Raw genomic sequence first — 25,599 nt, 5'->3', positions numbered from 1 at the left:
GATGACGAGTGCGGCAGGCGGCACCCGGGAAGCGACCGAGGACGAGATCGCCGAGGAGTGGCGGGAGCGCGCGCGGCGGACCGGCCTGCGCCGGGTCATGCGGTGCTCGCAACCGGACAGCCTGAACGCCGGCGTGACCGAACAGACCCGTGGTGTCGTGGCCCACCAGCTCACGCTCGTCGCGGAGCGCCTCGGCCGGCGTCCGCGGCAGGCCCTGGAAATCGGGTGCGGCATCGGACGGCTCACGCCGACCATCGCCGCCCACGCCGAGCGGGTACACGCCATCGACATGACACCGGCGATGCTGGACCAGGCCCGGGATACCTGCCGCCACCTGCCCGCCGTCGAGTTCGCCTGCGTCCGGGCCGACCGCCTGCGGCCACCACCCGAACGGTACGACGCCGCGGTGTGCGTGTGGGTCCTGATGCACGTGCTCGACGAAAGCCGGCTCGCCGACACCTGCCGGGTGATCGCGGAATCCACCCGGTACCTCACGCTCATCGAGTACGAACACGCGAGTGTCCCAGTGAGCAAGTGGTCGCGCCTGCGCTCGCTCGAGGAGTACGTCCGGCTGCTGCCGGGAGCCGAAGTCGTCGACGAGCGGATGGTCGACTACGGCGGCGACCGCTCGTTCGCCGCGCTCATCGCCCTCGGCGGGCAGGCCGGCCGATGACCGTCCGGGCACTGCCGTCCACCGCGCGCGAGTCCAAGGCCGTCACCTACGCGAGGCTCGCGAAACTCGACGTGTTCGACTACTACCTGAGCCTGCCGGTCGTCCTGTCCGCGGTCCTGCTGCCGATCGGTGACTTCGACGTCGCGGCGCTGGTGACGCTCGGCCTGTTCGGGCTCGGCGCCGTCCTCATGACCGCCTCGCTGGTGGCGTTCGACGACCTCACCGGATACCGCGACGGCAGCGACACGGCCAACTACCGCGCCAACCCGACCTTGCGCCGCGCCCGGCGCAAACCCCTGGTGACCGGGGCGCTGACCGAACCCGAGGTCGTGTGCTTCGGCTGGCTGACGGCCATCGCCGGCGCCGCCGTCTTCGCCGTCGCGGTGGTGACCGCCCCGCACGCTCCACAGTGGACGATCTGGCTGATCGTGGCCAACTTCGTCGTCGGAATCCAGTATTCGTACGGGCTGAAGATCAGCTACCACGGCTTCCAGGAGGCGTACATCGCCGCACTGGGCTGGGTCATGGTGCTCGCGCCCTACGGCCTGATCACCGGCCGTTCCGACGGTTTCGTGCTCGTCCAGGCGCTGCTGTTCGGGCTCGGGCCGCTGCTGTTCGGCGTGTACTCCAACACCAACGACATCGCCGGTGACCGCGCGGTCGGCCGGCCGACGGTGGCCGCGCTGACGACCCCTCGCGGCAACCGGCGGTTCGTCGCGGCCGTGTCACTGGGGGAGTTCCTCCTCGGCGCGGTGGCGTCGGCGACCGGCGTGGCCCCGTGGTGGTTCGTCCTGCTCATGCTGCCCGTCACCGTCCTGCGCATCCGCCAGTTCGGCACCGGGTTCGGCCCACGCGGCGACATCCTGCGCGCCCGGGCGATCGGGTTCACCGCCCACCGGGTGGGCGCCGCGCTGCTCGTGGCCGCGAACCTCATCCTGGCGGTCACGCAATGACCGGAGGACGGGCGACGGACGTCGACGTCGCCGTGGTCGGAGCCGGGATCGCCGGGCTCACCGCGGCGCACGAACTGGCTCGGGCGGGCCTCGCGGTGCGGGTGTTCGAGACGCGCCCCCGCGTCGGCGGCCGCATGGCGAGCCACCGCCACGTGGGCTACACGATGGACGAGGGCGCGGAACAGATCCCGTCGAGCGGGTACCGCGCGACGTGGGAGCTGCTGCGCCGCACCGCGCTGGCCGAGGCGGATGTACCGCGGATCGGCGGCCCCATCGCGATGTGGCGCGACGGCGCCGCGCACAGCGGGGTGTCCGACCCCCGCGGGCTCGTCAGCGGGGCCGGCCTGGGCGGGCGGGCCCGCGTCGACCTGGCCCGGTTCCTGGCCTGGGCGGCCCGGCACCGGCCTCGGTTCGACCCCGACGTGCCCGAGTCGAGTCCGCTGGGGGACACGACCGTCGCGGCGCTCGCCCGCCGGTACCACCCCGACCTCCACGACTACCTGTTCCAGCCCGTGGTCGGCAGCTTCTTCGGCTGGCAGCCGGAACGTTCGGCCGCCGCGCCGTTCGTGAGCCTCATGCTCGACGTCGGCCCGCCCTCGACGTGGCGCACCTACCGCGACGGCATGGACACCCTCGCCCGCCAGCTCGCCGGGCACCTCGACGTGCGTACCGGGACCACCGTCACGCAGGTGGCTGCCGAGACTGGGATCGCCGTGCTCACCACCGACCGCGGCCCGGTCACCGCCGGCGTCGCCCTGCTCTGCGTTCCCGCACCCGCCGCCGCGCAGCTGCACACCGACGGGCGCGAACCCGTACGCCGGTTCGTGGACGCGTGCACGTTCACCCCCACGCTGAAGGTCAGCTGCCTGCTCGACCGCCCACTGGCCCTCCACAGCCGCAAGGCGCTCTACACGCTGCTGACCCCCGCCGCCGAGGAACCGGTCCTGGCCGGGATCATCTTCGACCACGTCAAACACCGTGGCCGCGCGCCGGCGGGCCGCGGACTGCTCACCCTGATGACCAACCCCACGGCGATCCCCGGGCTCCTGGATGCCCCGGACGACACCGTCGCCGCCGCCCTCGTCGAGCCGGCGACGCGGTACGTACCCGGCTTGGCCGACGCCGTCACGACGACGTTCACCCACCGGTTCCGCCACGGACTGCCGGAGGCCACCCCGGAGGCATTGCGCCTGCGGGCGGGGTTCGCCGCCCGCAGCGGCCGGTATCCGGTGGACTACGCGGGCGACTGGGAGTTCCTGCGTCCGAGCAGCGAGGGCGCGGTGCGCTCCGCGGCCCGCGCCGTGTCGCGGGTGCTCGCGTATCTCCGGGCGCCGGTTCGTGCGAAGGAGCTGGTGTGAAGCCGTACGACATGGGTCTGTTGTTCGACGAGTGCGCCGACCGCGGCGTGCCGACTGTGGTGCACCTCGACCGGCCGTTCGACATCGCGCCCGACGCCGGTACAACCCACTACGTGCCCGCACTCGCCCAGCTGGTGCGGACGGCCGCGGGCTGGCTGGCCGTGGCCGGGGCCCGGCGCGGCGACCGCGTCGCGATCGTCAAGGACAACCACTGGGACTACGACCTGCTCGCCTGCGCGGCCGTGCGGATCGGTGCCGTGCCGGCGAAGCTGTCCGGGCACCTGGCGCCCGAGTCCCTCGCCGTCCTGCTCGGCCGGCTCTCCCCGGCCGTCCTGGTCACCACGGCCGAGGTGCTGACCGCGGCCGATTCGGCCGGGGTCGACCTGACCGCCGCCTGCCGGGTGACGGTGACCGTCGACCGCGGCCACCCGCGCGCGGCCCACGTCGGCGAATTCCGCCACGCCGTCCCTCCGCCACCGGTCCGGCCACGCGAAGACGAGCCACTGGTGATCATGCACACTTCGGGTACGACCGGCCTCCCCAAGCTGGTCACGCACTCCACCCGCACGATCATCGGCGCCCTCGCCCGGCTGGAGGCCGGCCGCCTGCCGGTGGCCGGCGTGCGCCGCGGTGACACGGTGGCAAACGTCAGCTCGTACGCGCACGGCCGGACGTTCTGCTGGACGGCGAGCGTGCTCTGCCTCGCCCCGAGGAAGATCGTGGTGCTGACCGACACCGACCCGGACCGGGCCGACCCCGTGCTGCGCGCCCACCCGCCGACGGTGATCGAGGCCCTGCCCGCGGGTTACGTGCGGCTGCAACCACTGACCACACGGCTGGACAACGCCTTCCGCGACGTCCGGTTGTTCGCGAGCACCTACGACGCCGTGCACCCGCCGACCGTCCGCGGCTACCTCGCCGCGTCGGCTCGCCGGCGTCCACTGTGGATGCACGGCTGGGGGCAGAGCGAAACCGGCCCGATCACGTTCCGCTTCCTGGGCCGCAAGTCGGCTGCCTGGCGGAACGCCGGCCGCCCCATTCCCCTGCGCACGCGGCTGCGCGTCGTCGACCCGGCGACACTCGACCCGGTTCCGCGCGGCCGTCCGGGTGTCGTGCAGGTCCGCACGCCGGCGCGCTGCCTGGGGTACGTCGGCGAGGCCGAGCGGTTCCGGAGCAAGTGCGCGGGCGGGTGGTGGAACACCGGCGACGTCGGGGTGCTGACCCGGACCGGATCCGTGCGCCTGCTGGACCGCGAGGTGGACACCGTGCCGGGGATGAGCTGCCTCGCCGTGGAAGACGTGGTCGAGGACCGCCTGGACACCGTGGTCGAGTGCGTCGTGCTCGGCCGGTCGGACGCCCCGCCGCTGCCGGTGGTCGTCACGGCCGACGGCACGCTGGACCAGGCGGCCTGGTCGGCCGCGGTCGCGGACCTGCCGCGCCTGGCCGCTCCCGTGGTGCTGCCGTGGCACGACGTACCCCGCACCGGGACCGGGAAGGTCCGCCGTACCGCGTTGCTCGCCGCGCTCACCGGGAACGCCGCAACCGCGGGTTCCGGTCGCTGGACCTGAAGGGAGCACGATGACCCTCGCCGACCGGCGCTACGTCTTCGACAACGACAGCACCCACAGCGACGAGCAGCACCGCTGCCTGGCCGCGGCCTACGACCCCGCCACCACGGAATCGCTCGCCGCGACCGGCGTGGGCCCGGGATGGCAGTGCCTCGAGGTCGGCGCGGGCGGGGGCAGCATCGCGCACTGGCTCGCCGGACGGGTCGCTCCCACGGGCCGGGTCCTGGCCACCGACATCAACCCCCGGCACATCCGCCCGGCTCCCGGCCTCACGTCCGAACGGCACGACATCGTCCGGGACGCCCTGCCGGAGCAGCGGTTCGACCTGATCCACGCCCGGCTCGTCCTGCTGCACCTGCCCGAGCGCATCGCCGTGCTCGGCAAGCTGGTGCGGGCGTTGAAACCGGGCGGCTGGCTGCAGCTCGACGAGTTCGACATCGCCTACGGACCGGCGCTGGCCGGCCCGGAAACCGAAGTGTACGAACGGTTCCTCGACGCCAAGGCCGAGCTGATGCGGCAAGCGGGCGCGCTGGGCACGTGGGGGAGTTCGGCGGGCGCGGCCATGACGTCGGCCGGTCTGGAGCAGATGGAGGCGCGGCCGCACGTGACCCTGTGGGACCGCGACTCCGCCGGCCTGCAGCTGCTGGTCCACCACACCCGCCACCTACGGGACAAGTTCCTCGCGGTCGGCTTCTCCGACGACGACCTCGCCCGCGTGCGAGACGTCATGACGCACGAGGACTTCCGCGCGTGCTCGTGCGTGTTCTACACCGTGCGCGGTCGGCGGCCGGCATGACCGCGGCTCTGTCGATCGCGCGCCCGGCGGTGCGGCTCGCCGGTGGTCACCTCGCGGTGCTCGGCGTGAGTGTCGGCGCGGTCGAGCCGGTCGTCGGCGCGTATTTATGCGTGTTCGGCACTTTCCGTGGGCGGCGGCCAGCATGACCGCGGCCCTTTCGACCGCCCACCCGGCGGCACGGCTCGCCGGTGGCCACCTCGCCACGCTCGGCGCGAGTAGCGGCGCGGTCGAGCCGGTCGTCGACTGGGCCGGTCCGGTCGACCTGCCGCTCACCGACGAGGTGCTCGTCCAGGCGGCCTGCGGGATCATGCACGTCCACGGCCGGGCCCGCGGCGCCCCCGAGCCGCTGGCCGTCGACTACGCGACCGCGGTGGCCGGCGTGCTCGCCGCGGCCGGAATGCTCGCCGCGGAATTCGCCCGCGCCCGTGGGGTGCAGGTGTCGGCCGTGCGCACCTCCGTCGCCGAAGCCGCGCTGCTGTCGGTGGGCCAGTACCTCGCGTGCTGGCCGGACGACACGCCCCACGCCGTCGGCGTTCCGCCGCCGTTCGTGTCCGGCGACGGCGTCCGCTTCGAGATCGAAACCCTCCGGGCCGAGGACTGGCAACGGTTCTGGCGGACAATGGGGGCCGCGGAACCGGCGCTGCGCCGGGGCTGGCCGCCGTTCCAGCACCGGTTCGCGACCGCGACCTGCCCGTTGCCCGCTGCCTTGCACGACGTGCTGTCCGCGCACTCGTTCACCGACATCCACCGCGCCGGTACCGCGTGCGAGGTGAGCGTCGTGCCCATCGGTACCGCGCCGCCGGTACCGGTGTGGACCTTCACGCCGTTGCCGGGCGGCGCTCCGCAATCGGGGGCCGACCCCGGCCTCGACACGCCGCTGCGGGGGACACGAGTGGTCGAGTCGGCGCGGCGCGTCCAGGGACCGCTGGCGGGACACGTGCTGAGGCTGCTCGGCGCGGACGTGCTGCGGATCGAGCCGCCGGGCGGCGACCCGGCGCGCGGGGTACCTCCGCTGGCCGGCGGCGTGTCCGCGCGGTTCGCGGCGTTGAACGCGGGCAAAGACGCGGTGGAACTGGACCTCACGCAGCCGGCCGGGCGAGCAGCGGCGAAGGAACTGGTCGCCCGCGCGGACGTGTTCCTGCACAACTGGGCGCCGGGCAAGGCCGCGGCGTGGGGCCTGGACGCGCCGGACCTGGCGGCGGTGCGTCCCGGGCTGGTGTACGCGGCGGCGTCGGGCTGGGGCCCGCACCTCGGCCGGCGTCCACCGCTCGGCACGGACTACGTCGTGCAGGCGCACAGCGGGCTCGCTGCGGCGCTGCGTCCGCCGGGCGAGCCACCCGCCCCGTCCCTGATGACGATCACCGACGTGCTCGGCGGACTGGTCTGCGCGGTCGGTGTGCTCGCCGGGCTCGGCCGCCGGGAACGCACTGGCGCCGGTTGCCGGGCCGACACGTCGCTGCTGTCCGCGGCGAGCGCGGTTCCCCGTACCCGAAGCGAGTTCCGCCGTCCGGTGCGGACCGCGGACGGCTACGTCGCCGTGTCCGCCACACACAAGGACACTCCACAATGGACGTCCGAGGAGTTGCTGACCCGGCTCCGCGCGGCCGGTGTGCCCGCAGTGGCCGTGACGACCGACCTCGGCGCGCTGAGCGTGGATCCCCGCTTCGCCGCCGCCCTGAACCGGCCACCGTGGGAATTCCGGTGAGCGCGGTCTGGACGTCGACGGCGGGCGTCCCGATCCCGGACCTCGTACCCGAGGAGCTGCGGCGCGCGTGGGTGCGGCAAGGGCTGTGTCCCGGCACGGACATCTACCGGTCGTTCACCGGGCACGTGGATGCGCACCCGGATCGGCAGGCGGTGATCGACGACGCCGGCCCGGTCACCTACGCCGAACTCGACCACGTCGTCTCGGCCACCGCGGCCGGGTTGCTCGCCGCCGGGCTCGGCCGTCGCGACGTCATCGGCATCCGGATGGTCAACAGCAGGCACGCGGTCGCGGCCGAGCTGGCGGTGGCCGCCATCGGCGCGGTGTCCCTGCCGTTCCCCGCCGGGCGGGGCAGCAAGGACGCGCTCAGTCTCCTGGGCCGGGCCAGGGCGACCGGTCTGCTCGTCGACCGGGGAACCGGCGCCGACTTGCCGACGCTGCCCTGGCTGCGGGCGACCCTTGCCCCCGAGGACTTCGCCACCTCCGCGGCGGCCGCTCGTCCCACGCCCGAGGTGGTTTCCGGCGACCCGGCGCGCATCCTCGTCTCCTCCGGCTCGGAGACCGAACCGAAGATGGTCGCCTACTCGCACGACGCGTTCCTCGGTGGGCGCGCGAACTACGTGCGCGCGCTCCACGGCGACGACGCCCCGATGCGCAACCTGGTGCTGGTGCCGCTGTCGTCGTCGTTCGGCTCGTGCGGGATCCCGGTCACGGTGGCGGCCCTCGGCGCGACACTCATCGTGCAGCGCCGGTTCGACCCGGATACCGCCCTGCGCGCGATCGCCGAACACGAGCCGACCCACGTGTTCGGCGTACCCACGATGCTGAGCCGCCTCGCCGAACGCCACCCCGGCCGCCGCCCGCGGGGCCTCCGCGCGCTGGTGTCCAGCGGAGCGCCCATGCCGCCTCCAGCCGAACGCCGGATCCGCGCCTGCTTCCACACCCGGGTCATCCTCGTCTACGGCTCAACCGACGGCGTGAACTGCCACAACGCACTCGACGGCCGCCCCGCCCCGGCCGTCGCCGCAATCACCATCGCCGACGAAGCCGGCCGGCCCCTCCCACCCGGCACGACCGGCGAAATCCACGCGCGCGGCCCGATGACACCACTGTCCTATGTGGCCGATCAGGAGCTGAACGCACGGCACCGCACCTTCACCGGCTGGGTCCGCACCGGCGACCAAGGCTTCCTCGACGAGCAGGGCGCACTGCACGTAACGGGCCGCACCAGCCAGATCATCCTCCGCGGCGGCCGCACGATCAGCCCGGCCGAAGTCGAGCTGTGCCTCGCCGGCCATCCCGCCCTGGCCGAGGTCACCTGCGTAGGCCTCCCGGACCCGGACCTCGGCGAGCGCCTGTGCGCTTGCATCGTGCCGCACCGGGACCACCCTCAACCCGACCTGGCCGAGCTGACCGACTACCTCCGCACCCACCACGACCTCGAACCGGTGAAGCTCCCGGAGAGCCTGATCGTCCTTCCGAGCCTGCCTTTGGGCCCGACCGGCAAGATCTGCCGGCCCACCCTCATCCGGCTCGCCACCTGCGACAGTCGGCGCCCGGCCGAGGCGATGAGGCGCGGCTCATCGAGAGACTCGCCAGAGGCAGATCGCCGCTGACCCAGTCGTGGCTCCTTCGGCGTCGACTCGATGATCATTCTCCTCGGCAACTCACTGGCGGATCTGCTTGCCGACGAAGCCGGCGACGTCGTCGATCTCCGGACCGCGGACGTCGTGGCCCAGTCCGGGGTGGACGCGCACCTCGGCGGTGGCGTGGCGAGCCAGCCACCGCTCGGTCCGCGCGAGCGCGCCGGCCGGGATGACCCGGTCCTCCCGGCCCCGTCCCCAATAGACGGGCGGCCGCGTGACGCTCAGCGATTCGTCGCCGGGCTGCTCGTCGCGTACGACGAACCCCGCCAGGTTCACGCAGTAGGCGAACCGGTGCGGCGCCCACCGCATGAGCTGGTGCGCCATGGCGGCGCCCTGCGAAAAACCGAGCAGCCCGATCGACGGCGCCTCGATGGTCTCCAGCCACGAGAGCACGTCCAGCGCCGCGGCGTTCGCCACTGCCGGCCGAGGATCACCGATCGGGTTGCCCGCACTGGGGAACCACGCGTACCCGCCGGCTTCGGGAATCCGCGCCCGTACCGAGGCGACCACGACCTCGTCCGGCAGGCGCGGCGTGATCAGCCGGTGCAGGTGCGTCTCGTCGTAGCTCCAGCCGTGCAGCATCACCAGCAACGGCCGTGACCTGCGTGCACGCTCCTCTTCGGACCACAGCACCGCTTCGCGGTCCATGCCTGGTTCCCGGTTCATCCCGCGGCGAACTCGTTCAGCGGGTCGGTGTGCACGGGAGTCCACCCCAGCTCGCGCTGCGCCTTGGCCGAGGTCAGCTGCTGGTCGAGCGCGAAGGCGTCGGCGATCGGGCCCATCTGCTCGCGGGCCTGCTCGAGGCCGAGGGAGACGGTCTTCCCGTCGAGCCCGGCGGCGTGGGCGCAGGCCTCGGCGACCTCCTTGGCCGTCGGGTTGACCCCGCCCACGCCGAGGTACACCGAGCCCGCCGGCGCGGACACCGCCGCCACGTAGAGCCGGGCGAGGTCGTCGAGGTGGATCAAAGCCCAGTGGTTGGTGCCGTCGCCGATGTACGGGATCGCGCCGCTTTGCTTGCCCGGCTGGACGAAGAAGATGTCGATCAGGCGGTTGTCACCGCCGTAGAGGAGGCCGGGCTGGACGACGACCGGCCGTCCGCCGTCGGCGGCCCGGGCGAGCACCGCGTCTTCGACGGCTTTGCGCCAGGCCACCACCGCCGGCGGGTTCCACGGCGCGGTCTCGTCCTGGACCCCGTCGGTGTCGCCGTAGACCCAGCTGCCGCCGGTGTGCACGTAGGTGCCGCCTCCGACGCCGTCCTGCATCGCGGTGGCCGCCGCCAGGTCCTCCTCGCCGCTGGTGGCCTGAGCGAGGTGGATCACGGCTTCCGCCCGCGCCGCCGCCTGGTTGAGCACGTCGAGGTCGGTGAGGCCACCACGGACCGCGCTCGCCCCGGCGGCGACCACGGCCGCCTCGGCGCGCTCGCTGCGCGCGAGCGCCTCGACGGTGTGCCCGTGCCGCACCAGCTCGCCGATCGTCGCGCGGCCGATGTAGCCCGAGCCGCCCGTGAGGAAGATCTTCATCGCTGTCCCATCACTCGTGTTCCGTTCCTCCTCCACGGTGACCCGGGCACCCGCGGCGCGTCCAAGACCCGTTCCGCGCGCTGTGATGCCGCGACGGCATCACGGACCTGCGATGATGGGGGTGACGGGAGGTGCGCCGACGTGGACTTCGACCTGCGGAAGCTGCGGTACTTCGTCGCGGTCGCCGAAGAGCTGCACTTCGGGCGGGCGGCGGCGCGGCTGCACATCGCCCAGCCGGCGTTGTCGCGGCAGATCCGCGCCCTCGAGGACGAGCTGAAGACGCCGCTGTTCGTCCGCGACCGCCGGACGACGGTCCTCACCGCGGCGGGCGAACAGCTCCTCGCCGACGCCCGGGACCTGCTGGCGGCGGCCGAGGCCGTGCACCGGAGGGTCGCGGCCGCGGCCGAGGCGAAGCCGGTGCTCACGGTCGGGTTCATGCCGGGCATCGTGGTCACCCCGGCAGTGCAGGCACTGGCCCGGCGGCGGCCGGACGTCAGCGTCCGGCTGCTGCGCACCAGCTGGCACGACCAGGTCGAGGTCGTCCACGACGGCCGGGTGGACGTCAGCATCATCAGGCTGCCGGTCGACCAGCGCGGCCTGACCGTCCGGCCGCTGTTCACCGAACCCCGCGTCGTGATGGTGCCCGCGGGGCACCGGCTGGCCGGCAAGGAGTCCGTGTCGGTCACCGAACTCGCCGACGAGCACCTGCTGCAGGACCCCGACGCCGTCCCGGAGTGGCGGGACATCGCCCTCGAACTGCGCAAGCCGGACCGCCCCGAAGTCCCGCGCATCCACAGCGTCGAAGAGAAACTGGAACTGGTGGCCGCCGGAGCGGGCATCAGCGTCATCCCACTGTCGACGGCGGCGTTCTACACCCGCTCGGACGTGATCGGCATCCCGGTCGAGGACATCGGGCCGAACCACGTTTGCCTGGCTTGGCTCGCGACGCGCCGGTCACCGCTGATCGACGCTTTCCTCGACGCCGCGGCCAGCCTCGTGCCTTAGTTCTCGGCAATTCGCGCCGAACGGGCACAACACTTTGTGGCTGGGCCGTTGGATTGGCCCGGTTGATGCGCACGAGGTCGCTCTTTGCGTGCGAACGGACTCCAGAGCATGGAGGCCCCGGGCTTCGGGGACATCACGCCGTCCGAGGCGCTGCGGGTGTGCGACTGCCTGCACACCACCGATGACGGCTACGCGCTGGTGGTCAAGCCGACCACGCCGCCGGGTGGCCGCCGCGCGCTGTTCGAACACTAGAGCGTTGTGGCGACGGAAGCCGGAGCACCGGATCGAGCCCGAACGGCCGTTTTCGGAAATCGGCCTGGACTCGGTCATGGGCATCGCCGTCCGCGGGAAGCTGCAGCAGAGCACCGGGATCGAGCTACCCGCCAGCGTCCTGTGGACCCATCCCACACCGGCGGCGCTGACGCGCTACCTCGGCGCGATGGCGGCGCGTTGAATTCCTGGACGAGCGGTACCCCCGTCGTCGCGCCACTTCCCGGGGAACGGCGGGCGAAAGCGGGCGCCCGCTCCACCCGGAACCCCACGCCGACCAGGTACGTCGCCGCCAGGCGAACGAAGGGCAGCCACCGGGCGGCCCAGAGGAGCGGGCCCGCCGATCCGCCGCTCTTCCCGGCGCGCAAGGACCGGGCGAGGTCAGCGTGCATGACCCGCTGCAGGGCCTGGACCAGCACGGTCGGCAGGAGGCGGCGGCGCCGGACCCGGTCCAGGTCCGTGCCGCGCACGTCACCCCGGCGCAACGGTCCGGCCAGGATGCGTGCCGCGGCCACGGCGTCCTGCACGGCCAGGTTGATCCCCATTCCGCCGACCGGAGACATCGCGTGCGCGGCGTCGCCGAGGCACAGCAGCCCTTCGACGTGCCACCGGCGCAGCCGGTCGAGCCGCACGTCGAGGTGCTTGACGTCGGCCATCGTGACGAGTTCGCCGATCCGGTCGGCGTACTCCGGCAGCAGTTCCGCGACGTCGGCCCGGAACGCCTCGATGCCCCGGACGCGCAGCTGGGCGTCGGTGCCTTTGGGCGCGACGTACCCGATCTGGAAGTAGCTTTCCCGGGGGATGACGACGGCGAACCGGCCCCGCCCCGGCCGGCGGGTCAGCTCGCCGATCTGCTCGCCGTCGCGGCGGGAGAGCCGGAACCACCAGGTGTCGAACGGGACGGCGGACTCCGCCACCTCGAGACCGGACGCGGCGCGCAGGACGGAGTCACGTCCGTCGCACGCCACGGTCAGGTCCGCGCGGATCTCGCCGTCGGCGAACTCGCCGTCGGCGTTCACCGTGCGGTGCCGGACCCCGGTCACCCGGTCGTCTTCGGTCAGCAACGAGGTCGCGGTGACGCCGGTGCACAACCGGAACCCCGGCTCTTCGCGAGCCGCGTCGGCGAACAACGTCAGCAGGTCCCACTGCGGGACGATGGTGACGTACGGGTGCCGCACACCCCACCGCCGCAGTGCTCCGAAGTCCCCGATCCGCCGGGTGCGCCCGCGGGCGTCGGGAAGCACCACTTCGGTGACCTTCGACTGGGGCAGCTTCGCGAACCGCTCGCCCAGCCCGAGGTCGTCGAGCAGGTCGCGGGTGGCGGGGTGGACGGTGTCCCCGCGGAAGTCATCCAGGAAGTCGCCGTGCTTCTCCAGCACGGTCACGTCCACCCCGGCCCGGGCGAGCAGCAGGCCCAGCACCAGTCCGGCCGGGCCACCGCCGACGATGCAGCACGTCGTCCGCTCCACCCGGGACGGCTCCGGCGTTGTCGCGGCCACTACCGGGCTCCCGCCGCCGAGCGCGGGCCGGCCGCGGTGACGGCGGCGTCGATGACAGCGAAGACCATGACCGGAACCTCTCCCCACAAGATCCGAGCCCGCTCGCGTTCCGTCGAGGAACACGACCTGGGCACAGTAGCCCTCGGCTCCGGGTCGTGGTTGCGATCGCGTTCCGGCGAAGGGATTTTCGGTCAACCGCGCTGCCCCAACGCTCATCGCCGGAAGCGGGACGTCGCTTAGGAGATGGAAGAACGAGCTCGTCAAAGCGGGGCCGGAACACCCACGAGCCGCTCGGACGCCCGCCACAGGTGGCCGGCCAGTTCCGGGTCGCGCGCAGCACTCGAACGGCTGATCAGTTCCGGTGCGCCGCGCATGTGGGCGAACCGCGCCGGACCGGCGAAGCTGCCGGGCGGGATGTCGGCGACCGCCGCGTACAGCGTCGGCAACGCCCCTTGTTCCGCGTCCTGGGCGAGCATGCGGACGACGAGATCGGTGACGACGCCGGATACCCGGCGCGGTCCGGGCCGGTGGTAGATGTCGGTCGCCACGAGGCCCGGATGAGCCGCGTGCGCCGCGACCGCCGATCCCGCAGCCTCCAGCCGGCGGTGCAGCTCGGCGGTGAACAGGAGGTTCGCCAGCTTGGAGTCGTTGTACGCACGCGACTTCCGGTAGGGCCGCCGCTCCCAGCCGAGGTCGTCGAAGTCGAGCCGCCCCATGCGCTCGGCCTGCGACGCGACCGTCACGACCCGGCCGGTCAGGTGCTCCAGCAAGAGCAGGGTCAAGGCGAAGTGGCCGAGGTGGTTGACCCCGAAGTCAGCCTCGAACCCCTGCGCGGTCCGCTGCAGGGTGGGGGCCGCGACGCCGGCGTTGTTGATCAGCAGGTCGATGTCACCCCGCCAGCCCGCGGCGAATTCCCGTACCGACGCGAGGTCGCCCAGATCCAGCTCCCGCACCTCGACGGCGCCCGGCATCCTCGTCGCGACGGCTTCCCCCTTGGCACGGTTCCGCACCGCGAGGACCACCCGGGCTCCCGCGCCGGCCAGCGCCCGAGCCGTGGCCCGGCCGATGCCGCTGGTGGCGCCGGTCACGATCACGCGCCGGCCGGTGAGATCGGGGAGGTGGGACACAGAAAAATCGATCATGCCGCCAAACTAGTCAGTGGCTAGTAACTAGTCAACGACTAGTTACTGTTAGGCTGCCGGTCGTGCCCGAGCGCTCCTACCACCACGGCCGGCTGCGGACCGTGCTCCTCGACGAAGCTCAGCGCGTCCTGCGCGAAAAGGGCGTCGACGGCCTGTCCCTCCGCGACCTGGCCCGCGAAGCCGGGGTGAGCCACGCCGCCCCTCGCTGGCACTTCCCCGACCGGCGGGCGCTGCTGGACGCACTGGCCGAGGCCGGCTTCGACCGGCTGGCCACCGAGGCCCGCGCGGTGCTCGACCGCAGCGAAGACGACAGCGAAGCCAGGCTGCACGCGGTCGCTTCGGGCTACCTGGAGTTCGCCCTCCGCGATGCGGCGTTGCTGGACCTGATGTTCACGACGCGGAAGAGCGAGCCGTCACCGGGGCTGATCGAGGCGTCCGATCGGCTGTTCGGCACCACGCGGGAGATCATCGAGGCCGCGCAGCGGGACGGCACGCTGCCGAAGGGCGATCCGGAACGCCTGCAGATGCTGTTCGTCGCGATGCTGCACGGAATCGCCGCGTTCGCCACTTCCGGGCGGATAGCCGAAGCGACAGCCAAGGATCTGCTGCGCGACGTCGTCGCGATCTTCTCCGGAAGCTGACGCAGGACGGCCCTGCTTGCTCAGCGCCAGTGCGCCCTGGACGGACAGGCAGCCGGCCGGGGCGCCGGGCGTTGTCGTGGTCCGGACGGCTCCGCGGAGGAACGCCTCGGCCGCCCCTCGTGCCGTTCGCGCAGGGCGCGCGTGGCGTAGGAGGCCGGCCCTTCGGCGTAGCGCTTCACGGCCTTGCGGAAGAGCTGCTCCTTGTCGCCGAACGCGGCATACATGCTCGACTTGGTGATCCCCATGGCCCCGGTCAGATCCGTCAGGCTCCTGCCGTCGTACCCCCGAGCCCAGAACACCTGCGTGGCGCGCTCGAGCGCCTCTTCGACGTCGAACTCCCTGGGGCGGCCGAACGTTGCAGTCTGCGAATAGTGTTCTGCACCGATCGGAACTCAAAGCGGCCGGTCCCACATCGAAGACAGGGTCGGGTCTGTCTGCACTCGCCGCCGAAGAGGCGCCGGACGCGGTGGCTGCCGTCCCGGTACCGGCCGGGACGGCAGCGCTCTCCGGTCAGTTGCCCGACGTCAGCACCACGTCGACGAGCTTCGTCACCTGCTTGACGCCCTTGCGCCGGATCTTGGTCCGCGGGCGGTGCTTCACCGAAGCCCGGGTGGGGCCGACGTAGCTGACCTTGCCCTCGACCGTCACCTGCACTTCCTGGTACGACTGCGCCGAACCCCACGGGCTGCCGTCCTTCTTGAGCGGCTGGCCCTGCACGGAGTGCACCACGTACACCTGCTTCTCGATCGTGCCGTTGTCGTCGGCCGCGTCCCAGAAGTCCGTGAAGCCGAACCGGACGATGGCCGCCTGGTCGGCGTCGGCGGGGTCGTAGTCGTCGCCGGCCACCGTGCTGTCCTTGTGCACGGCGTAGATGTACTGGGCGAAGTCCGGTGCCCAGCCTCCCGGAAGCCGCGCGGCCATCGCGCGGGGTGCGCTCCTCGTGAGGACGATCGCCAGGGTCTCGCCCGTCTCCCAGACCGTGTGGCCCTTCTCGTCCAGACGCACGTTAGGCTGCCACGGCGTGCCGTCGGGCAAGGTGATGGTGAGGGTGAAGTCCCGGTCCTTCTTGACGATCATCGCCTCCCGCGCCTTGTTCTTGCGCAGTTCGCCCTTCAGCGTCTGACGTTCTTCCTCGCTCATCGCGTCGAGCGCGTGGTCGAGGGCGCGCTCCAGGACCTTGACCCCCGCGTCGCCGACCACCTTCGTCAGCTTCGGCGGGCACACGAGCGTGATCGTGTCGCCCACCACGGCGATGCCGAGCTTCAGGCCGCCGACCACGCCGCCGGTGATGATGTCCGCCTGGGTGCCCAGGGCCTTCGCCGGGTCGGTGATCTTCTCCAGGAGCTCCTGGCCCTCCTTGAGCTTTTCCAGCCCTTCGGCGTCGATGGCTTCCTGGATCTTCTCGGCGATCGCGCCGGTCACCTCCACGGCCACCGCCGCCCGCTCGCGCCACTCGTCCAGCGTTTCGAGCGCCTTGCCGCCCTTCGCCACCTTCTCGTACACGCCGTACGCCTTGCCCAGCACCCGTTCTCCGGCGGTGCGGTACTCCTCGCCGAGGTACTCGGCGGCTCGTGCCCGCTTGTCCAGCGCTTCGATGTCCTCGTCGATGAAGCGTTGCTTGATCTTGTCCGTCAGCTTCTCGCACAGGACGTCGGCGCCGACGAACAGCGGGGCGCTGATCACGGCCGCCGTGCCCATGCTGAGCACCGTGAACGTGAGCCCCGCGGCGAGGGACGCGGCCTGCAGGGTCAGCTTCGCCGCTTCGCAACAGGCCCAGACCCACACGTGCTCGGTGCGGAGCCCCTTCTCCTTCTGCTCCTTGGTCCACGCGCACAGCCAGTCGTAGAACTGCTGCCCACCGTCCACAATGGCGTCGTAAACGCTCTGGAAGGCGTTCAGGTACTGCTGCAGCACGCTCGCCGCGTCGACCAGGAACTCCTCGTACGCGTCCAGGTCGGTGAACTTCCCGCCCTGGATCTCCGCCTTGTGCGCGTCGGCGAACTTCGGGAACGTGGTGGCGCAGAACTCGGTGACACCGGCCGATTTCGACCGGAGGATCACCATGGTGCCTTCGATCCGGCCGGCCGCGTACCGGGGGATCTCGGCGAACTTGCCGTGCGCCTTGTCCGCCGCCTTGAACCACACCTCGTACGCGTTGGCCACAGCGCCGCGGAACGTCTCGTCGAGGCTCGCGGCCTTCATGGCGAGCATCATGTCGCGCACCTCGGTGATGACGTTCCAGGCCTCGGCCGGTTCGAAGTTGCCGTCCTCGTCGCCGTACTTGCCCAGCAGTCCCTTGACGGCGTCCTCGGTGGCTTCCATGGTCTGCACGTGCCGGGTGGCCCGGTCGATCATGATCATCCAGTCCTCCCGGCCCCGGCCCCCGGAGGTGAGCTGCACCGGCCCGCGCTTGTGGGCCAGGTAACCCTCGGCGGTGCGGTAGACCTTCTTCCCGCCGACCTTGACCAGCGGGTCGATTCCCTGGTGGCGCAGCCAGACGCGGCCCGGCTTGCGCTCCCCGGTGACGCTCTCGTCGTTGACGACCTTGCCGATCTTGGTGCACAGCTTGATCAGCTCGCGCCGGAAGTTCTTGTACCGCGGACCGAGGTTCGTCAGCAGCTGCTTGCGGGCGGCGGTCTGCCGGTCGGATTGCGGTTCCAGGTTGGTCAGCAGCGGCCATCGTTTGACGACACCCCGCTTGCCGTCGTCGCCGGCTTCCGGGTGCGCGGCCACGTAGGCGCGGAACGCGTTCCAGTACGCGTGCCGGAACGCCTCGGGCCGCATGCTCGCCGAAAACACCGTGGCCACGTCGTCCGGGACGCGGTCGGGGAGCACCCGCCCGACCGACACGTCGTCGGTCGGCAGGATGTCGTCGATGCCGGGGATGGCGACCGCGCTCTCCACGATGAGCCGGAACTGCTGCGCACTCAGATCGGCCCACCAGGACTGCTGCTGCGTCGCGACGGGTTGGGACATGGGCTCACTCTCCTGCGGGCATCAGAGGTTCGGCCCGGCGTTGTCGCCGGCCGGGGTCAGCTCGAGGTGGTACTCGTCGACCAGGGCCATGGCCTTGGCCCGGCTGCCGTCGTCGCCGTCCTGACCGGCCTTGCGCAGGTACGCGTCGGCGAGGCCGGCGGCGATCTCCTGCAGCGGGCCGTCGGGGGTGCCGCCGTCGCCGCCTTCGGCGAAGAACGTCCGCTGCCGGTCGTCGGCGAGGATGGCGTTCCACTTCTCGATGGCGCTGTCCAGGTTGCCGGCCTGAGCGTCCTGATAAGCGCTCAGTTCGTGGTCCAGCCACTGCTGCGCCAGTTCTTCGGGCTCGCCGGCCGCGGCGCTTCCCTCGTTGCTCGTGGGTTCGGACACGTCAAATCACCTCGGTGTTCCTGTAGTCGGTCGGATCAGACGGAGACTTCTTCGCTGGCCTCGGCGTCGGCTTCCTCGTCTTCGCCGATCTCGTCGGCGAAGTCCGTGCCGACCTTCGCGATGAACGCCGCCCAGGTCTTCTCGCCGACCACGCCGTCGGGGACGAGCCCGAGCTGCTCCTGCGCCAGCCGCACCTTCTCCGACAGGTCGCCGTCCAGGTCGGTGTCGTCCAGCACCGGCCGGCCGGCCGCGTCCACGTCGGCGGCTTCCGCGGCGGCGAGCCGCTGCTCCGTCTCGGCCGGGGTCTCCGGCGCGAGGTCGGGATCGTTCTCGACGTCGGCCAGCAGGTCCGCCAGCGACTCCGGCTCGGTGCTCTGCTCGGCGGGTGCCCCGGCGGGTGCGGCTGTCCCGGCGAGCGCGGGTGCGGGCGCGCCGGCGAGCGTGACGCCGTACTCGGTGAACACCGCGGGCTTGTCGGCCGCGGCGTCGACCTCTCCGGCGAACCGGGCCGCCTCGGCGGTGAACCCGGCGCGCGCCGCCGTGTCCAGCAACCACGGCCGCAACCTTTCCCAGTGCTCCGCCGAACCGGTGAAACCGCCGGGGACCTGGCTCAGCACCGCACGGGTGAACCCGGGCACGTCCTCGGTCCGGCCGGCGCCCGGGTCCGCGGGTGCGCCACCCGCGAGGACGACGCCGTACCCGGCGAACACCGCCCGCTTGTCCGCGGCGGCGTCGACCTCCCCGGCGAAGCGGCTCGCCTCGACGGCGAGCCCGGCCCGCCCGGCCGCGTCGAGCAGCCACGGGCGCAACGTGGCCCAGTGCTCCGGTGAGCCGGTGAACCACTCCGGGATGCGGCTCAGCACCTCCCCGGCGAACCGTGCCGCCCCGCCGGCCGGCCGGCGGGCCGCCACCAGCTGGTCGTCGGACCACTGGGAGAACATCGACTCCAGTTCCGCGAGCGGATCCGAGGAGCTGTTCTCGAGGGCCTGGACGAACGCGGCACCGGCCGCGTCGCTCAGGCCGGCGTCACTGCCTGCCGTCGGCACGGTGTCGCTCTTGAACTCGGTCCAGTCGAGGACGTCGGCGAGATCCGCGCGGACCAGGGCGAGCCACTTCCGGCAGGTGTTCTCCTCCACCGAGGACAACGCCGTCATCACCCGGTCGAGCATGCTTTTGTCCATGTGACAACCACTCCTCGCTTGTGGGCCGTCCTCGCGGCGAACGGGGCACGTCCAGGTGCGCCACCTCGGCACGAGCCCGGTTGGGTTCACGTCATCCTGGGCGTCCGTGCCCGGCCGGGGCGACGGCTGCCGGGGTAAGAAGGCGAGCAGGGGTTCCCGTTCGGGCACGGGCGTCCGGGCGAGCGGGTTTGCCTGGAGGGGCCTGCGCGTTCGCGCACCGGGGTGCGCGATGGATGGCCCGTCGGCTTCTGCGCGATCACCCGGGTCCGCGGCCACAGTGGACACCATCGAAACCCCACGGGAGGCCGCGATGCCCAACTACCTGTCGCCTGGCGTCTACACCGAGGAACTGTCCTCCGGCTCGAAGCCGATCGAGGGCGTGGGCACCGCGGTCGCCGGGTTCGTCGGGTTCGCCGAGCGGGGGCCGGTCGACGAGCCGGTGCTGGTCACCAACTGGACCCAGTTCGGCCAGACGTTCGGCGGCTTCGTCGACGGCGGTTACCTGGCCCACTCCGTGTACGGCTTCTTCCTCAACGGCGGCGGCGCGGCCTACGTGGTCCGGATCGGCGCGGACGGCGAAGCCGGCGCGGACGGTGCCGGGCCGCCACGGCTGGAAGCCGGGCGCGCGGCGGCCGCGGAACTCGCCGGGGCCGGTGGGCGGCCGCTGGTCGTGCGCGCCCGCGAACCGGGCCCGGCGGGCAACAAGGTCGTCGTCGACGTGCAGGACGCCTCCGAGCCGGGGGAGGACACCTTCAAGCTCGTGGTCCGCGCGCACGGGGTGGAGGAGATCTACGACAACGTGACCGTGCGGCGTGGTCCGGCCAACGTGGCCACCGCCGTCCGGCAGTCCAAGCTGATCACCATCGAGGAGACCAAGGCGGGGACGCTCGCGGTGCCGGCGAAGGGCACCGCGGTGACGCTCAGCGGAGGAGAGGCGGCCGAGCCGGTCCCGGTCGGTCCCGACGACTACGTGGGCGACGCCGGGGACCGCACCGGGTTCGCCGGGCTGGAGGCGATCGACGACATCACCATGCTGTGCGTGCCCGACCTCATGAGCGCCTACCAGCGGGGCATCCTCGACGCCGACGGCGTCAAGGCGGTGCAGCTGGCCATGATCGCGCACTGCGAGCTGATGTCGGACCGGGTCGCCATCCTCGACCCGCTGCCGGACCTCCGGCCGCAGCGGCTGAAGGACTGGCGGATGAACGACGCCGGCTACGACTCGAAGTACGCGACGCTGTACTGGCCGTGGCTGACCATCATGGGGCAGGACGGGCGGCCGATGACCGTGCCGCCGTGCGGCCACGTGGCCGGGGTCTGGGCCCGCAACGACGACACGCGCGGAGTGCACAAGGCCCCGGCCAACGAGGTGCTGCGCGGCGTGCTCGACCTGCCGTCCGGGCTGACCCGCCGGGAACACGACACGCTGAACCCGGTCGGCGTCAACTGCATCCGGTCGTTCCCCGGCCAGGGCATCCGGATCTGGGGGGCCCGCACGCTCTCCAGCGACCCGGAATGGCGGTACCTGAACGTGCGGCGGTTGTTCAACTACGTCGAGAAGTCGATCCTCAACGGCACGAACTGGGTGGTCTTCGAACCGAACGACCAGTACCTGTGGAGCTCGGTGCACCGGACCATCAACATGTTCCTGCGCCGCGTCTGGCGCAGCGGCGCGCTGTTCGGCGACACACCCGAGCAGGCGTTCTACGTCAAGTGCGACGCGGAGAACAACCCGCCGGAGAACCGGGACGCCGGCGTGCTGACCGTGGACATCGGCATCGCCCCGGTGAAACCGGCCGAGTTCGTGGTGTTCCGGCTGTCCCAGTACGCCGAGGGCACCGCGCTGCAGGAGTGAAGGACGGGCGATGACCGGGCAGTACGTCAGCGCCGCGCGGTTCCTCATCACCTGCGAAGGCTGGGCGGCCGGGCTGGGCTTCTCCGAACTGGCGGGGTTCAGCTCGACGGTCGAACACCAGGAGTACTCCTACAACGGCAAGCTCGGGAACATCCACACCAAGCAGTTCGGCCGGCCGAAACCGCCGTCCGTCACGCTGAAACGGGCACTGGACGCGACGGGGTTCGGGCAGCTGTTCGCCTGGCACGCCCTGGCCCGGGTGAACTCGCCGCTGGCGAAGGTGCCCGCCACCTTCACCATCATGGACGCCGCCGGCACGGTGACCGCCAACGTCCTGCTGGAGAACGCCTGGTGCGCGAAGCTGGACCTCGATCCGGCCACGGCCGGGTCGTCCAACGTGGTGATGATGAAGACGACGATCGAATGCGACGCGGTGCTGCTGATCTAGCCGCCGCCGAAAGGACCGGTTCCCGATGACCTCCGCGACCACCCAGGCCCAGGTGATCTCCGCCGCCAGGTTCTACCTGAGCTTCAGCAACCTCGGCACCATCGCGTTTTCCGAGCTGCAGGGCATCACGTCGAAGGTGGGCTCCCAGGAGTACATCTACAACGACGACAAGGGCAACACCGTCCACACCAAGCAGTTCGGCAAGACCGAACCGCCGACGATCACCCTCAAGCGCGGTCTGGACGCGTCCGGCAACGCCAAGCTGATGGCCTGGCACGCACTGGCGCGCAACGGCGATCCCACCGCCCGCGGCGACGGCACGCTGACCATCATGGACGCACAGGGCAAGGGGCAGATCGTCTACACGCTGCACCACGCCTGGTGTTCGGAACTGGTGGTCAGCGGCATGAAGGCCGGTGACTCGGCGGTCGCCACCATCGAGTGCAAGGTCACCTGCGAGAGCATCGTGGTGACCCCGCCGGCCACCAGCTGATCGCCCGGATCCCGACGGAAGGGGTGCCCCGCCGATGTTTCCCGCCGAAACCTCGTTCGCCGCCGTGCCGGCGGCGGCGAGCGCCGACGCCGGTCTGCGGACCGAGTTCCCGTTCGTGCTGCCCCGCGGTTTCGTCGACGAGCACGGCCGCGTGCACCGCGAAGGGGCCATGCGGTTGTCCACGGCCCGGGACGAGATCAGCACGCAGGTCGATCCGCGGGTCCGGCAGAACCCCGCGTACCTGACGGTGCTGCTGCTGGAACGCACGGTGGTCCGGCTGGGCGAGCTGTCCACCGTGGACGCTCCGGTGATCGAGGGCCTGTTCTCCTCGGACCTGGCTTTCCTGCAGGACCTGTACCGGCGGATCAACCAGCAGGGGCACACCGAAGCCGAGGTCGCCTGCCCCGCCTGCGGCCACGAGTTCGCGGTGGACATCGCCGGTGATGCCCCGGGGGAATCCTGACGTACGGGGTCTCCCGGCTGTGGGAGGAGATCACGTACCTCGCCTACTACCTGCACTGGCCGTTCGGCGAGCTCGCCGGCCTCGACCACCACTCGCGCACGCGGGTGATCGCGGAGGTCGGCCGGATCAACGAGCAGCTCAACACCGGTGACAGCCCGCCGGCCGGTTCAGACCCGATCTAGTGGAGGCACGATGTGGTGGCCGTTCCGGAGGCGGCACGGGCGAGAGCCGGCCCGCGGGGACCGGCCGGGCGCCGCGCGGCACTGGCGGACCCTGCCGCCGCTGCGGTTGACGCTGGCCGTCCGCGCGCCGGCGCTGACGCCGCTGTTCACGCTGCCGCGGGTGGCCGGCACCCGGCGGCTGGTCCGCGACCTGCCGCCGCTGCAGCACCGGCGGCCCCGCCGGGTACCGGCGCCGGGCGTCGCGCCCGGCCGGATGTCCGGGGTGGTCTCGGTGCGCCCGGCGGAGCCGATCGAGGTGAGCCGGCCGGACGCGAGCCCGGTGCGCGCGGTCTGGTCGGACGACGGCGCGGTCGCGCTGGCCGGCCCGGCCGAGCCGGACGCGGCCGGCGAATTCCCGGTGCCGGTGCCGCGGCTGCCGGTGCGGCCCGCACCCACGCCGGCCGGGCCGCTCACCGAGGCGAGCCCGGAGTACGTGTCCGAGCCGGTCGAACCGGAGACGCCGTTCCGGGGGATGACCGAGTTCGACCGGCTGGCCGCGCAGTACGAGCAGCTCGGCGTGGCCGAGGCGATGAGCTTGCTCGGCGGGCTCGGCGACCCGCTGCCCGTGGCCGCGCCACCGGCTCCGGCGCCGGCCACCGCGGGCGGCGCGCCCGGGCGGCCGGTCCTGCGGCGGCCGAACCTGGCCGAGAGCCGGCGGCGCGGGCTCAACGTGGCGAGCGCCGAACCGGACGGGCCGCGACCGTCCGAAATGGACGATGTGCCGGAGCTGGACCGGGAACGGGAAGGCCGCGACGAGGCCGGTGCGGAGGCACGGCCCGGCCCGCCGGTTCCCGCCTCGGCCGAGGGAACGCCGGAGTCAGCGCGTCGCGGAGCTGCTCCGCCGGTCGAGCCCGCCGGTCCCGCCGATCCCGTGGCACCGGCAGCGTCCGCCGAGCCTGCCGGGCTGTCGACCGCGGGGGCGCTCGGCCGGTCCGTCGCGGATCCCGCGACGGTTCCGGACGTCCCGGCGGGACCCGGCCCCCGGTCCCCGGCGACGCCGGGCAGCCGGGCATCCCGCAACGTCCCGGTGCGGCCGCGAACCCCGCTGGCGCCGTTGTGGCCCCGGCCGGCCCACCGTCGCAGCGCGCCCGCGGCGGAACTCCCACGAGCCGGCAAGGCTCCGCAAGACAGCGCGGCCGTTGCGCCGGAAACCCGTGCGCCGCAGGAGCCGCCGGCCCGGCACGAACCGCCCGCGTGGCAGGACCCGCCGGCCCGGCACGAGTCGCCGACCCGCACCCGGCCCGAATCACCCGCGCGACAGGAGCCGCCGGCCCGGCCGGAGCCACCGGCCCGGCCGGAGCCGTCGACCCGTCGCCAATCACCCGCGCGGCCGGAGCCGCCGGTCCCGCAGCAGCCACCCGGCCCGGACGAACCCCCGCCCGAGCCGGTCACCCCGCCGGCGTCGCCTCGGGAGCCCCTCGTGGAGCCGCCGGAGCCGGCCGGACCGGTGTACCGGGCCGTGCTCGACGAAGGCCTCCCACCGCCGGCGGCCGCCGACAGTGCCGCCCTGCCGGACACCCTCGTCATACCGGTGCCCGGCGAGCTGGTCACCCTGTTCTCCCGGGAGCTGGGCGTGGACGTCAGCTCGGTGCCGGTCCACCGCGGCCGGGCCGCCGGGGTCCGCGCGCGGCAGCTTGGCGCGCGGGCCTACGCGCAGGCCGGGCAGGTGTTCCTGCCGCACCACGCCGGCGACCTGGCCGAGCGGCCGGTGCGCGCGCTGCTCGCTCACGAGCTCACCCACGCCGTCCAGCAGCGGGTGCTCGGCGACACCCAGCCCTCGGCCGAGTCCGCCGAGGGCCGCGAGCTGGAAGCCGCGGCGGGCCTCGTCGAGCACTGGGTGGCCGGGGCCGGGCCGCGGCCGCCGGCCCTGCTGCACCGGGCCGCCCCCGCTCGGCCGGACCCGGGTCACCCGGACCCCGGCCGCCCGCCCGGCTCGATCGTCCAGACCGCCGAAGCCGCCGTCGCCGCGCCGCACGCGTCGCCGGACGAGCCCGCGGCGCCCGCCGCCGTCTCCTGGTCGTGGGAGACGGGGTTCACCGACCGGCCGCCGGCCGCCGGGGCACCGCCGGCGCCGGGCAGCTCCGCGCCGTCGACCGGGCCGGGAACGGCGGTGGCCATGGCCTTCGACCAGATCGCCGACCTGCGGGCGTCGCTGCTCGAGCTGCGCGACCGGGAGCCGGAACCGCCACCGGCGTTCGATCTCAACGACCTCGCCGGCCGGCTCTACCGGCACGTCCGCGCCCGGCTGCGGGCGGAACTGATCGTCGACCGCGAACGCGCGGGAACGCTGGCGGACCTGTGGTGAGAGGAGTTCGGACGTGGTAGGCGTGGGCAAGCTCAACACGAAGCTGTCGGAGTTCCTCTTCGACCAGGTGGCCATGACGCACCGGTTCGTGGTGCAGATCGACCTGGAGGAGTACGACCTCGGCACCTGGACCAAGGTGGCCGGGCTGCAGGTCACCTGGAGCAAGCACAAGTACCGGCCCGGCGACAACAACGACGAGCTGATCTTCCCGGGCAACGTCGAATACCCGACGATCAAGCTCAGCCGGGCGGCCAGCTCGAAGTCGGCCAACGTGCAGGAGTGGCTGAAGCGGACCTCCCGCAGCCACACGGTGCTCAGCGGCGGCATCCACATGCTCGACTACCTCGGTGTGCCGGTGATCACGTGGGAGCTCAAGCAGTTCTTCCCGGTCGGCTGGTCCATTTCGGACTTCGACTCCACCAGCGGCCGTCCGGCGATCGAGACACTGGAGCTCGCGCACACCGGGTTCCTCGACGACGAGAAGAGGTCGTGAC

26 protein-coding genes and 1 pseudogene are annotated in these 25,599 nt (G+C 72.5%); 19 read left to right on the top strand and 8 right to left on the bottom strand.

Features of this window, described 5'->3' with window-relative positions:
* Position 1: 1 nt before the first annotated feature.
* The 8 genes from ACLJPY_RS01785 to ACLJPY_RS01750 are packed head-to-tail and all read left to right on the top strand — an operon-like array spanning position 2 to position 8,669.
* Complete coding sequence (locus tag ACLJPY_RS01785) at positions 2-673, top strand: class I SAM-dependent methyltransferase (RefSeq protein ID WP_410586192.1); 672 nt, start codon at positions 2-4, stop codon at positions 671-673.
* The gene (locus ACLJPY_RS01780) at positions 670-1,626 is read left to right on the top strand and encodes a UbiA family prenyltransferase (RefSeq protein ID WP_410586191.1); all 957 of its coding nucleotides are present in this window, start codon (positions 670-672) and stop codon (positions 1,624-1,626) included. The genes ACLJPY_RS01785 and ACLJPY_RS01780 overlap by 4 nt, the downstream gene beginning before the upstream one ends.
* Positions 1,623-2,984, top strand: a complete 1,362-nt coding sequence (locus ACLJPY_RS01775) for a protoporphyrinogen/coproporphyrinogen oxidase (protein ID WP_410586190.1) — start codon at positions 1,623-1,625, stop codon at positions 2,982-2,984. Before ACLJPY_RS01780 ends, ACLJPY_RS01775 begins: the two co-directional genes overlap by 4 nt.
* An 11-nt stretch (positions 2,985-2,995) precedes the next feature.
* A complete protein-coding gene (locus ACLJPY_RS01770) occupies positions 2,996-4,552 on the top strand; it encodes a class I adenylate-forming enzyme family protein (RefSeq protein ID WP_410586439.1) in 1,557 nt (518 codons plus the stop codon).
* 10 nt (positions 4,553-4,562) lie between these two features.
* A complete protein-coding gene (locus tag ACLJPY_RS01765; protein WP_410586189.1) occupies positions 4,563-5,348 on the top strand; it encodes a class I SAM-dependent methyltransferase in 786 nt (261 codons plus the stop codon).
* Positions 5,345-5,494 (top strand): hypothetical protein, encoded by a 150-nt coding sequence (locus ACLJPY_RS01760; RefSeq protein WP_410586188.1) that lies wholly within the window; start codon positions 5,345-5,347, stop codon positions 5,492-5,494. Before ACLJPY_RS01765 ends, ACLJPY_RS01760 begins: the two co-directional genes overlap by 4 nt.
* Positions 5,491-7,053: a CoA transferase gene (locus tag ACLJPY_RS01755; RefSeq protein ID WP_410586187.1), complete on the top strand. Its 1,563-nt coding sequence runs from the start codon at positions 5,491-5,493 to the stop codon at positions 7,051-7,053. The genes ACLJPY_RS01760 and ACLJPY_RS01755 overlap by 4 nt, the downstream gene beginning before the upstream one ends.
* Complete coding sequence (locus ACLJPY_RS01750; RefSeq protein ID WP_410586186.1) at positions 7,050-8,669, top strand: class I adenylate-forming enzyme family protein; 1,620 nt, start codon at positions 7,050-7,052, stop codon at positions 8,667-8,669. The genes ACLJPY_RS01755 and ACLJPY_RS01750 overlap by 4 nt, the downstream gene beginning before the upstream one ends.
* Before the next feature lie 51 nt (positions 8,670-8,720).
* Here the strand turns inward: ACLJPY_RS01750 and ACLJPY_RS01745 are convergent, their stop codons facing one another.
* Both ACLJPY_RS01745 and ACLJPY_RS01740 read right to left on the bottom strand, forming a co-directional pair.
* Complete coding sequence (locus ACLJPY_RS01745; RefSeq protein WP_410586185.1) at positions 8,721-9,347, bottom strand: alpha/beta hydrolase; 627 nt, start codon at positions 9,345-9,347, stop codon at positions 8,721-8,723.
* 14 nt (positions 9,348-9,361) lie between these two features.
* Positions 9,362-10,219 carry an NAD-dependent epimerase/dehydratase family protein gene (locus ACLJPY_RS01740; protein ID WP_410586184.1) on the bottom strand — a complete coding sequence of 286 codons (858 nt, stop codon included), beginning with the start codon at positions 10,217-10,219 and terminating at the stop codon, positions 9,362-9,364.
* Positions 10,220-10,360: 141 nt separating this feature from the next.
* On the opposite strand from ACLJPY_RS01740, the gene ACLJPY_RS01735 reads away from it, so the two are divergent.
* The 3 genes and pseudogenes from ACLJPY_RS01735 to ACLJPY_RS01725 form a co-directional block, all read left to right on the top strand.
* Positions 10,361-11,224, top strand: coding sequence for a LysR family transcriptional regulator (locus ACLJPY_RS01735; protein ID WP_410586183.1), 864 nt, complete (start codon positions 10,361-10,363; stop codon positions 11,222-11,224).
* A gap of 108 nt (positions 11,225-11,332) precedes the next feature.
* Complete coding sequence (locus tag ACLJPY_RS01730; protein WP_410586182.1) at positions 11,333-11,476, top strand: hypothetical protein; 144 nt, start codon at positions 11,333-11,335, stop codon at positions 11,474-11,476.
* Positions 11,448-11,597 (top strand): annotated as a pseudogene (locus ACLJPY_RS01725) (acyl carrier protein); the annotation flags it as partial. The gene ACLJPY_RS01730 and the pseudogene ACLJPY_RS01725, both read left to right, overlap by 29 nt.
* Here ACLJPY_RS01725 and ACLJPY_RS01720 read toward each other — a convergent pair.
* Both ACLJPY_RS01720 and ACLJPY_RS01715 read right to left on the bottom strand, forming a co-directional pair.
* Entirely contained in the window at positions 11,551-12,993 is a 1,443-nt protein-coding gene (locus ACLJPY_RS01720) for an FAD-dependent oxidoreductase (protein ID WP_410586181.1), read from the bottom strand. The pseudogene ACLJPY_RS01725 and the gene ACLJPY_RS01720 sit on opposite strands and share 47 nt — an antisense overlap.
* 260 nt (positions 12,994-13,253) lie before the next feature.
* On the bottom strand, positions 13,254-14,135 hold the full coding sequence (locus ACLJPY_RS01715; protein WP_410586180.1) for an oxidoreductase: 882 nt from the start codon (positions 14,133-14,135) through the stop codon (positions 13,254-13,256).
* 62 nt (positions 14,136-14,197) lie between these two features.
* On the opposite strand from ACLJPY_RS01715, the gene ACLJPY_RS01710 reads away from it, so the two are divergent.
* Positions 14,198-14,776, top strand: a complete 579-nt coding sequence (locus tag ACLJPY_RS01710; protein ID WP_410586179.1) for a TetR/AcrR family transcriptional regulator — start codon at positions 14,198-14,200, stop codon at positions 14,774-14,776.
* Between the two features lie 20 nt (positions 14,777-14,796).
* Here ACLJPY_RS01710 and ACLJPY_RS01705 read toward each other — a convergent pair whose 3' ends face one another.
* From ACLJPY_RS01705 to ACLJPY_RS01690, 4 genes are all read right to left on the bottom strand, one after another.
* A complete protein-coding gene (locus ACLJPY_RS01705) occupies positions 14,797-15,075 on the bottom strand; it encodes a TetR/AcrR family transcriptional regulator (protein WP_410586178.1) in 279 nt (92 codons plus the stop codon).
* A 211-nt stretch (positions 15,076-15,286) separates the two neighbouring features.
* Complete coding sequence (locus tag ACLJPY_RS01700; RefSeq protein WP_410586177.1) at positions 15,287-17,752, bottom strand: hypothetical protein; 2,466 nt, start codon at positions 17,750-17,752, stop codon at positions 15,287-15,289.
* A gap of 21 nt (positions 17,753-17,773) precedes the next feature.
* Positions 17,774-18,139, bottom strand: coding sequence for a hypothetical protein (locus ACLJPY_RS01695; RefSeq protein ID WP_410586176.1), 366 nt, complete (start codon positions 18,137-18,139; stop codon positions 17,774-17,776).
* A gap of 35 nt (positions 18,140-18,174) precedes the next feature.
* Positions 18,175-19,320, bottom strand: coding sequence for a peptidoglycan-binding domain-containing protein (locus ACLJPY_RS01690; RefSeq protein WP_410586175.1), 1,146 nt, complete (start codon positions 19,318-19,320; stop codon positions 18,175-18,177).
* Between the two features lie 310 nt (positions 19,321-19,630).
* Here ACLJPY_RS01690 and ACLJPY_RS01685 point away from each other — a divergent pair, with 310 nt between their 5' ends.
* From ACLJPY_RS01685 to ACLJPY_RS01655, 7 genes are read left to right on the top strand one after another with little or no spacing between them, the layout of a single operon-like run.
* Positions 19,631-21,175 carry a phage tail sheath family protein gene (locus tag ACLJPY_RS01685; RefSeq protein WP_410586174.1) on the top strand — a complete coding sequence of 515 codons (1,545 nt, stop codon included), beginning with the start codon at positions 19,631-19,633 and terminating at the stop codon, positions 21,173-21,175.
* 10 nt (positions 21,176-21,185) lie between these two features.
* Positions 21,186-21,623 carry a phage tail protein gene (locus tag ACLJPY_RS01680; protein ID WP_410586173.1) on the top strand — a complete coding sequence of 146 codons (438 nt, stop codon included), beginning with the start codon at positions 21,186-21,188 and terminating at the stop codon, positions 21,621-21,623.
* 25 nt (positions 21,624-21,648) lie between these two features.
* On the top strand, positions 21,649-22,116 hold the full coding sequence (locus ACLJPY_RS01675; RefSeq protein WP_410586172.1) for a phage tail protein: 468 nt from the start codon (positions 21,649-21,651) through the stop codon (positions 22,114-22,116).
* 34 nt (positions 22,117-22,150) lie between these two features.
* Positions 22,151-22,579 (top strand): phage tail assembly protein, encoded by a 429-nt coding sequence (locus tag ACLJPY_RS01670; protein ID WP_410586171.1) that lies wholly within the window; start codon positions 22,151-22,153, stop codon positions 22,577-22,579.
* Positions 22,573-22,761: a DUF6760 family protein gene (locus ACLJPY_RS01665; protein WP_410586438.1), complete on the top strand. Its 189-nt coding sequence runs from the start codon at positions 22,573-22,575 to the stop codon at positions 22,759-22,761. The genes ACLJPY_RS01670 and ACLJPY_RS01665 overlap by 7 nt, the downstream gene beginning before the upstream one ends.
* 10 nt (positions 22,762-22,771) lie before the next feature.
* Positions 22,772-25,105: a DUF4157 domain-containing protein gene (locus ACLJPY_RS01660; protein ID WP_410586170.1), complete on the top strand. Its 2,334-nt coding sequence runs from the start codon at positions 22,772-22,774 to the stop codon at positions 25,103-25,105.
* Positions 25,106-25,118: 13 nt separating this feature from the next.
* Entirely contained in the window at positions 25,119-25,598 is a 480-nt protein-coding gene (locus ACLJPY_RS01655; RefSeq protein ID WP_410586169.1) for a phage tail protein, read from the top strand.
* The last annotated feature ends 1 nt before the right edge of the window (position 25,599 follow it).

The sequence above is a fragment of the Amycolatopsis sp. lyj-23 genome, assembly GCF_046549135.1.
Classification (GTDB): domain Bacteria; phylum Actinomycetota; class Actinomycetes; order Mycobacteriales; family Pseudonocardiaceae; genus Amycolatopsis.
This window is presented reverse-complemented; position numbering and strand designations above follow the sequence as displayed.

Coding starts and splice junctions, on each gene's coding strand:
- ACLJPY_RS01755 (WP_410586187.1), top strand. CDS start 5,491: ATGACCGCGGCCCTTTCGACCGCCCACCCGGCGGCACGGCTCGCCGGT.
- ACLJPY_RS01775 (WP_410586190.1), top strand. CDS start 1,623: ATGACCGGAGGACGGGCGACGGACGTCGACGTCGCCGTGGTCGGAGCC.
- ACLJPY_RS01765 (WP_410586189.1), top strand. CDS start 4,563: ATGACCCTCGCCGACCGGCGCTACGTCTTCGACAACGACAGCACCCAC.
- ACLJPY_RS01760 (WP_410586188.1), top strand. CDS start 5,345: ATGACCGCGGCTCTGTCGATCGCGCGCCCGGCGGTGCGGCTCGCCGGT.
- ACLJPY_RS01745 (WP_410586185.1), bottom strand. CDS start 9,347: ATGGACCGCGAAGCGGTGCTGTGGTCCGAAGAGGAGCGTGCACGCAGG.
- ACLJPY_RS01680 (WP_410586173.1), top strand. CDS start 21,186: ATGACCGGGCAGTACGTCAGCGCCGCGCGGTTCCTCATCACCTGCGAA.
- ACLJPY_RS01730 (WP_410586182.1), top strand. CDS start 11,333: ATGGAGGCCCCGGGCTTCGGGGACATCACGCCGTCCGAGGCGCTGCGG.
- ACLJPY_RS01670 (WP_410586171.1), top strand. CDS start 22,151: ATGTTTCCCGCCGAAACCTCGTTCGCCGCCGTGCCGGCGGCGGCGAGC.
- ACLJPY_RS01780 (WP_410586191.1), top strand. CDS start 670: ATGACCGTCCGGGCACTGCCGTCCACCGCGCGCGAGTCCAAGGCCGTC.
- ACLJPY_RS01660 (WP_410586170.1), top strand. CDS start 22,772: ATGTGGTGGCCGTTCCGGAGGCGGCACGGGCGAGAGCCGGCCCGCGGG.
- ACLJPY_RS01740 (WP_410586184.1), bottom strand. CDS start 10,219: ATGAAGATCTTCCTCACGGGCGGCTCGGGCTACATCGGCCGCGCGACG.
- ACLJPY_RS01770 (WP_410586439.1), top strand. CDS start 2,996: ATGGGTCTGTTGTTCGACGAGTGCGCCGACCGCGGCGTGCCGACTGTG.
- ACLJPY_RS01785 (WP_410586192.1), top strand. CDS start 2: ATGACGAGTGCGGCAGGCGGCACCCGGGAAGCGACCGAGGACGAGATC.
- ACLJPY_RS01700 (WP_410586177.1), bottom strand. CDS start 17,752: ATGTCCCAACCCGTCGCGACGCAGCAGCAGTCCTGGTGGGCCGATCTG.
- ACLJPY_RS01690 (WP_410586175.1), bottom strand. CDS start 19,320: ATGGACAAAAGCATGCTCGACCGGGTGATGACGGCGTTGTCCTCGGTG.
- ACLJPY_RS01675 (WP_410586172.1), top strand. CDS start 21,649: ATGACCTCCGCGACCACCCAGGCCCAGGTGATCTCCGCCGCCAGGTTC.
- ACLJPY_RS01685 (WP_410586174.1), top strand. CDS start 19,631: ATGCCCAACTACCTGTCGCCTGGCGTCTACACCGAGGAACTGTCCTCC.
- ACLJPY_RS01715 (WP_410586180.1), bottom strand. CDS start 14,135: ATGATCGATTTTTCTGTGTCCCACCTCCCCGATCTCACCGGCCGGCGC.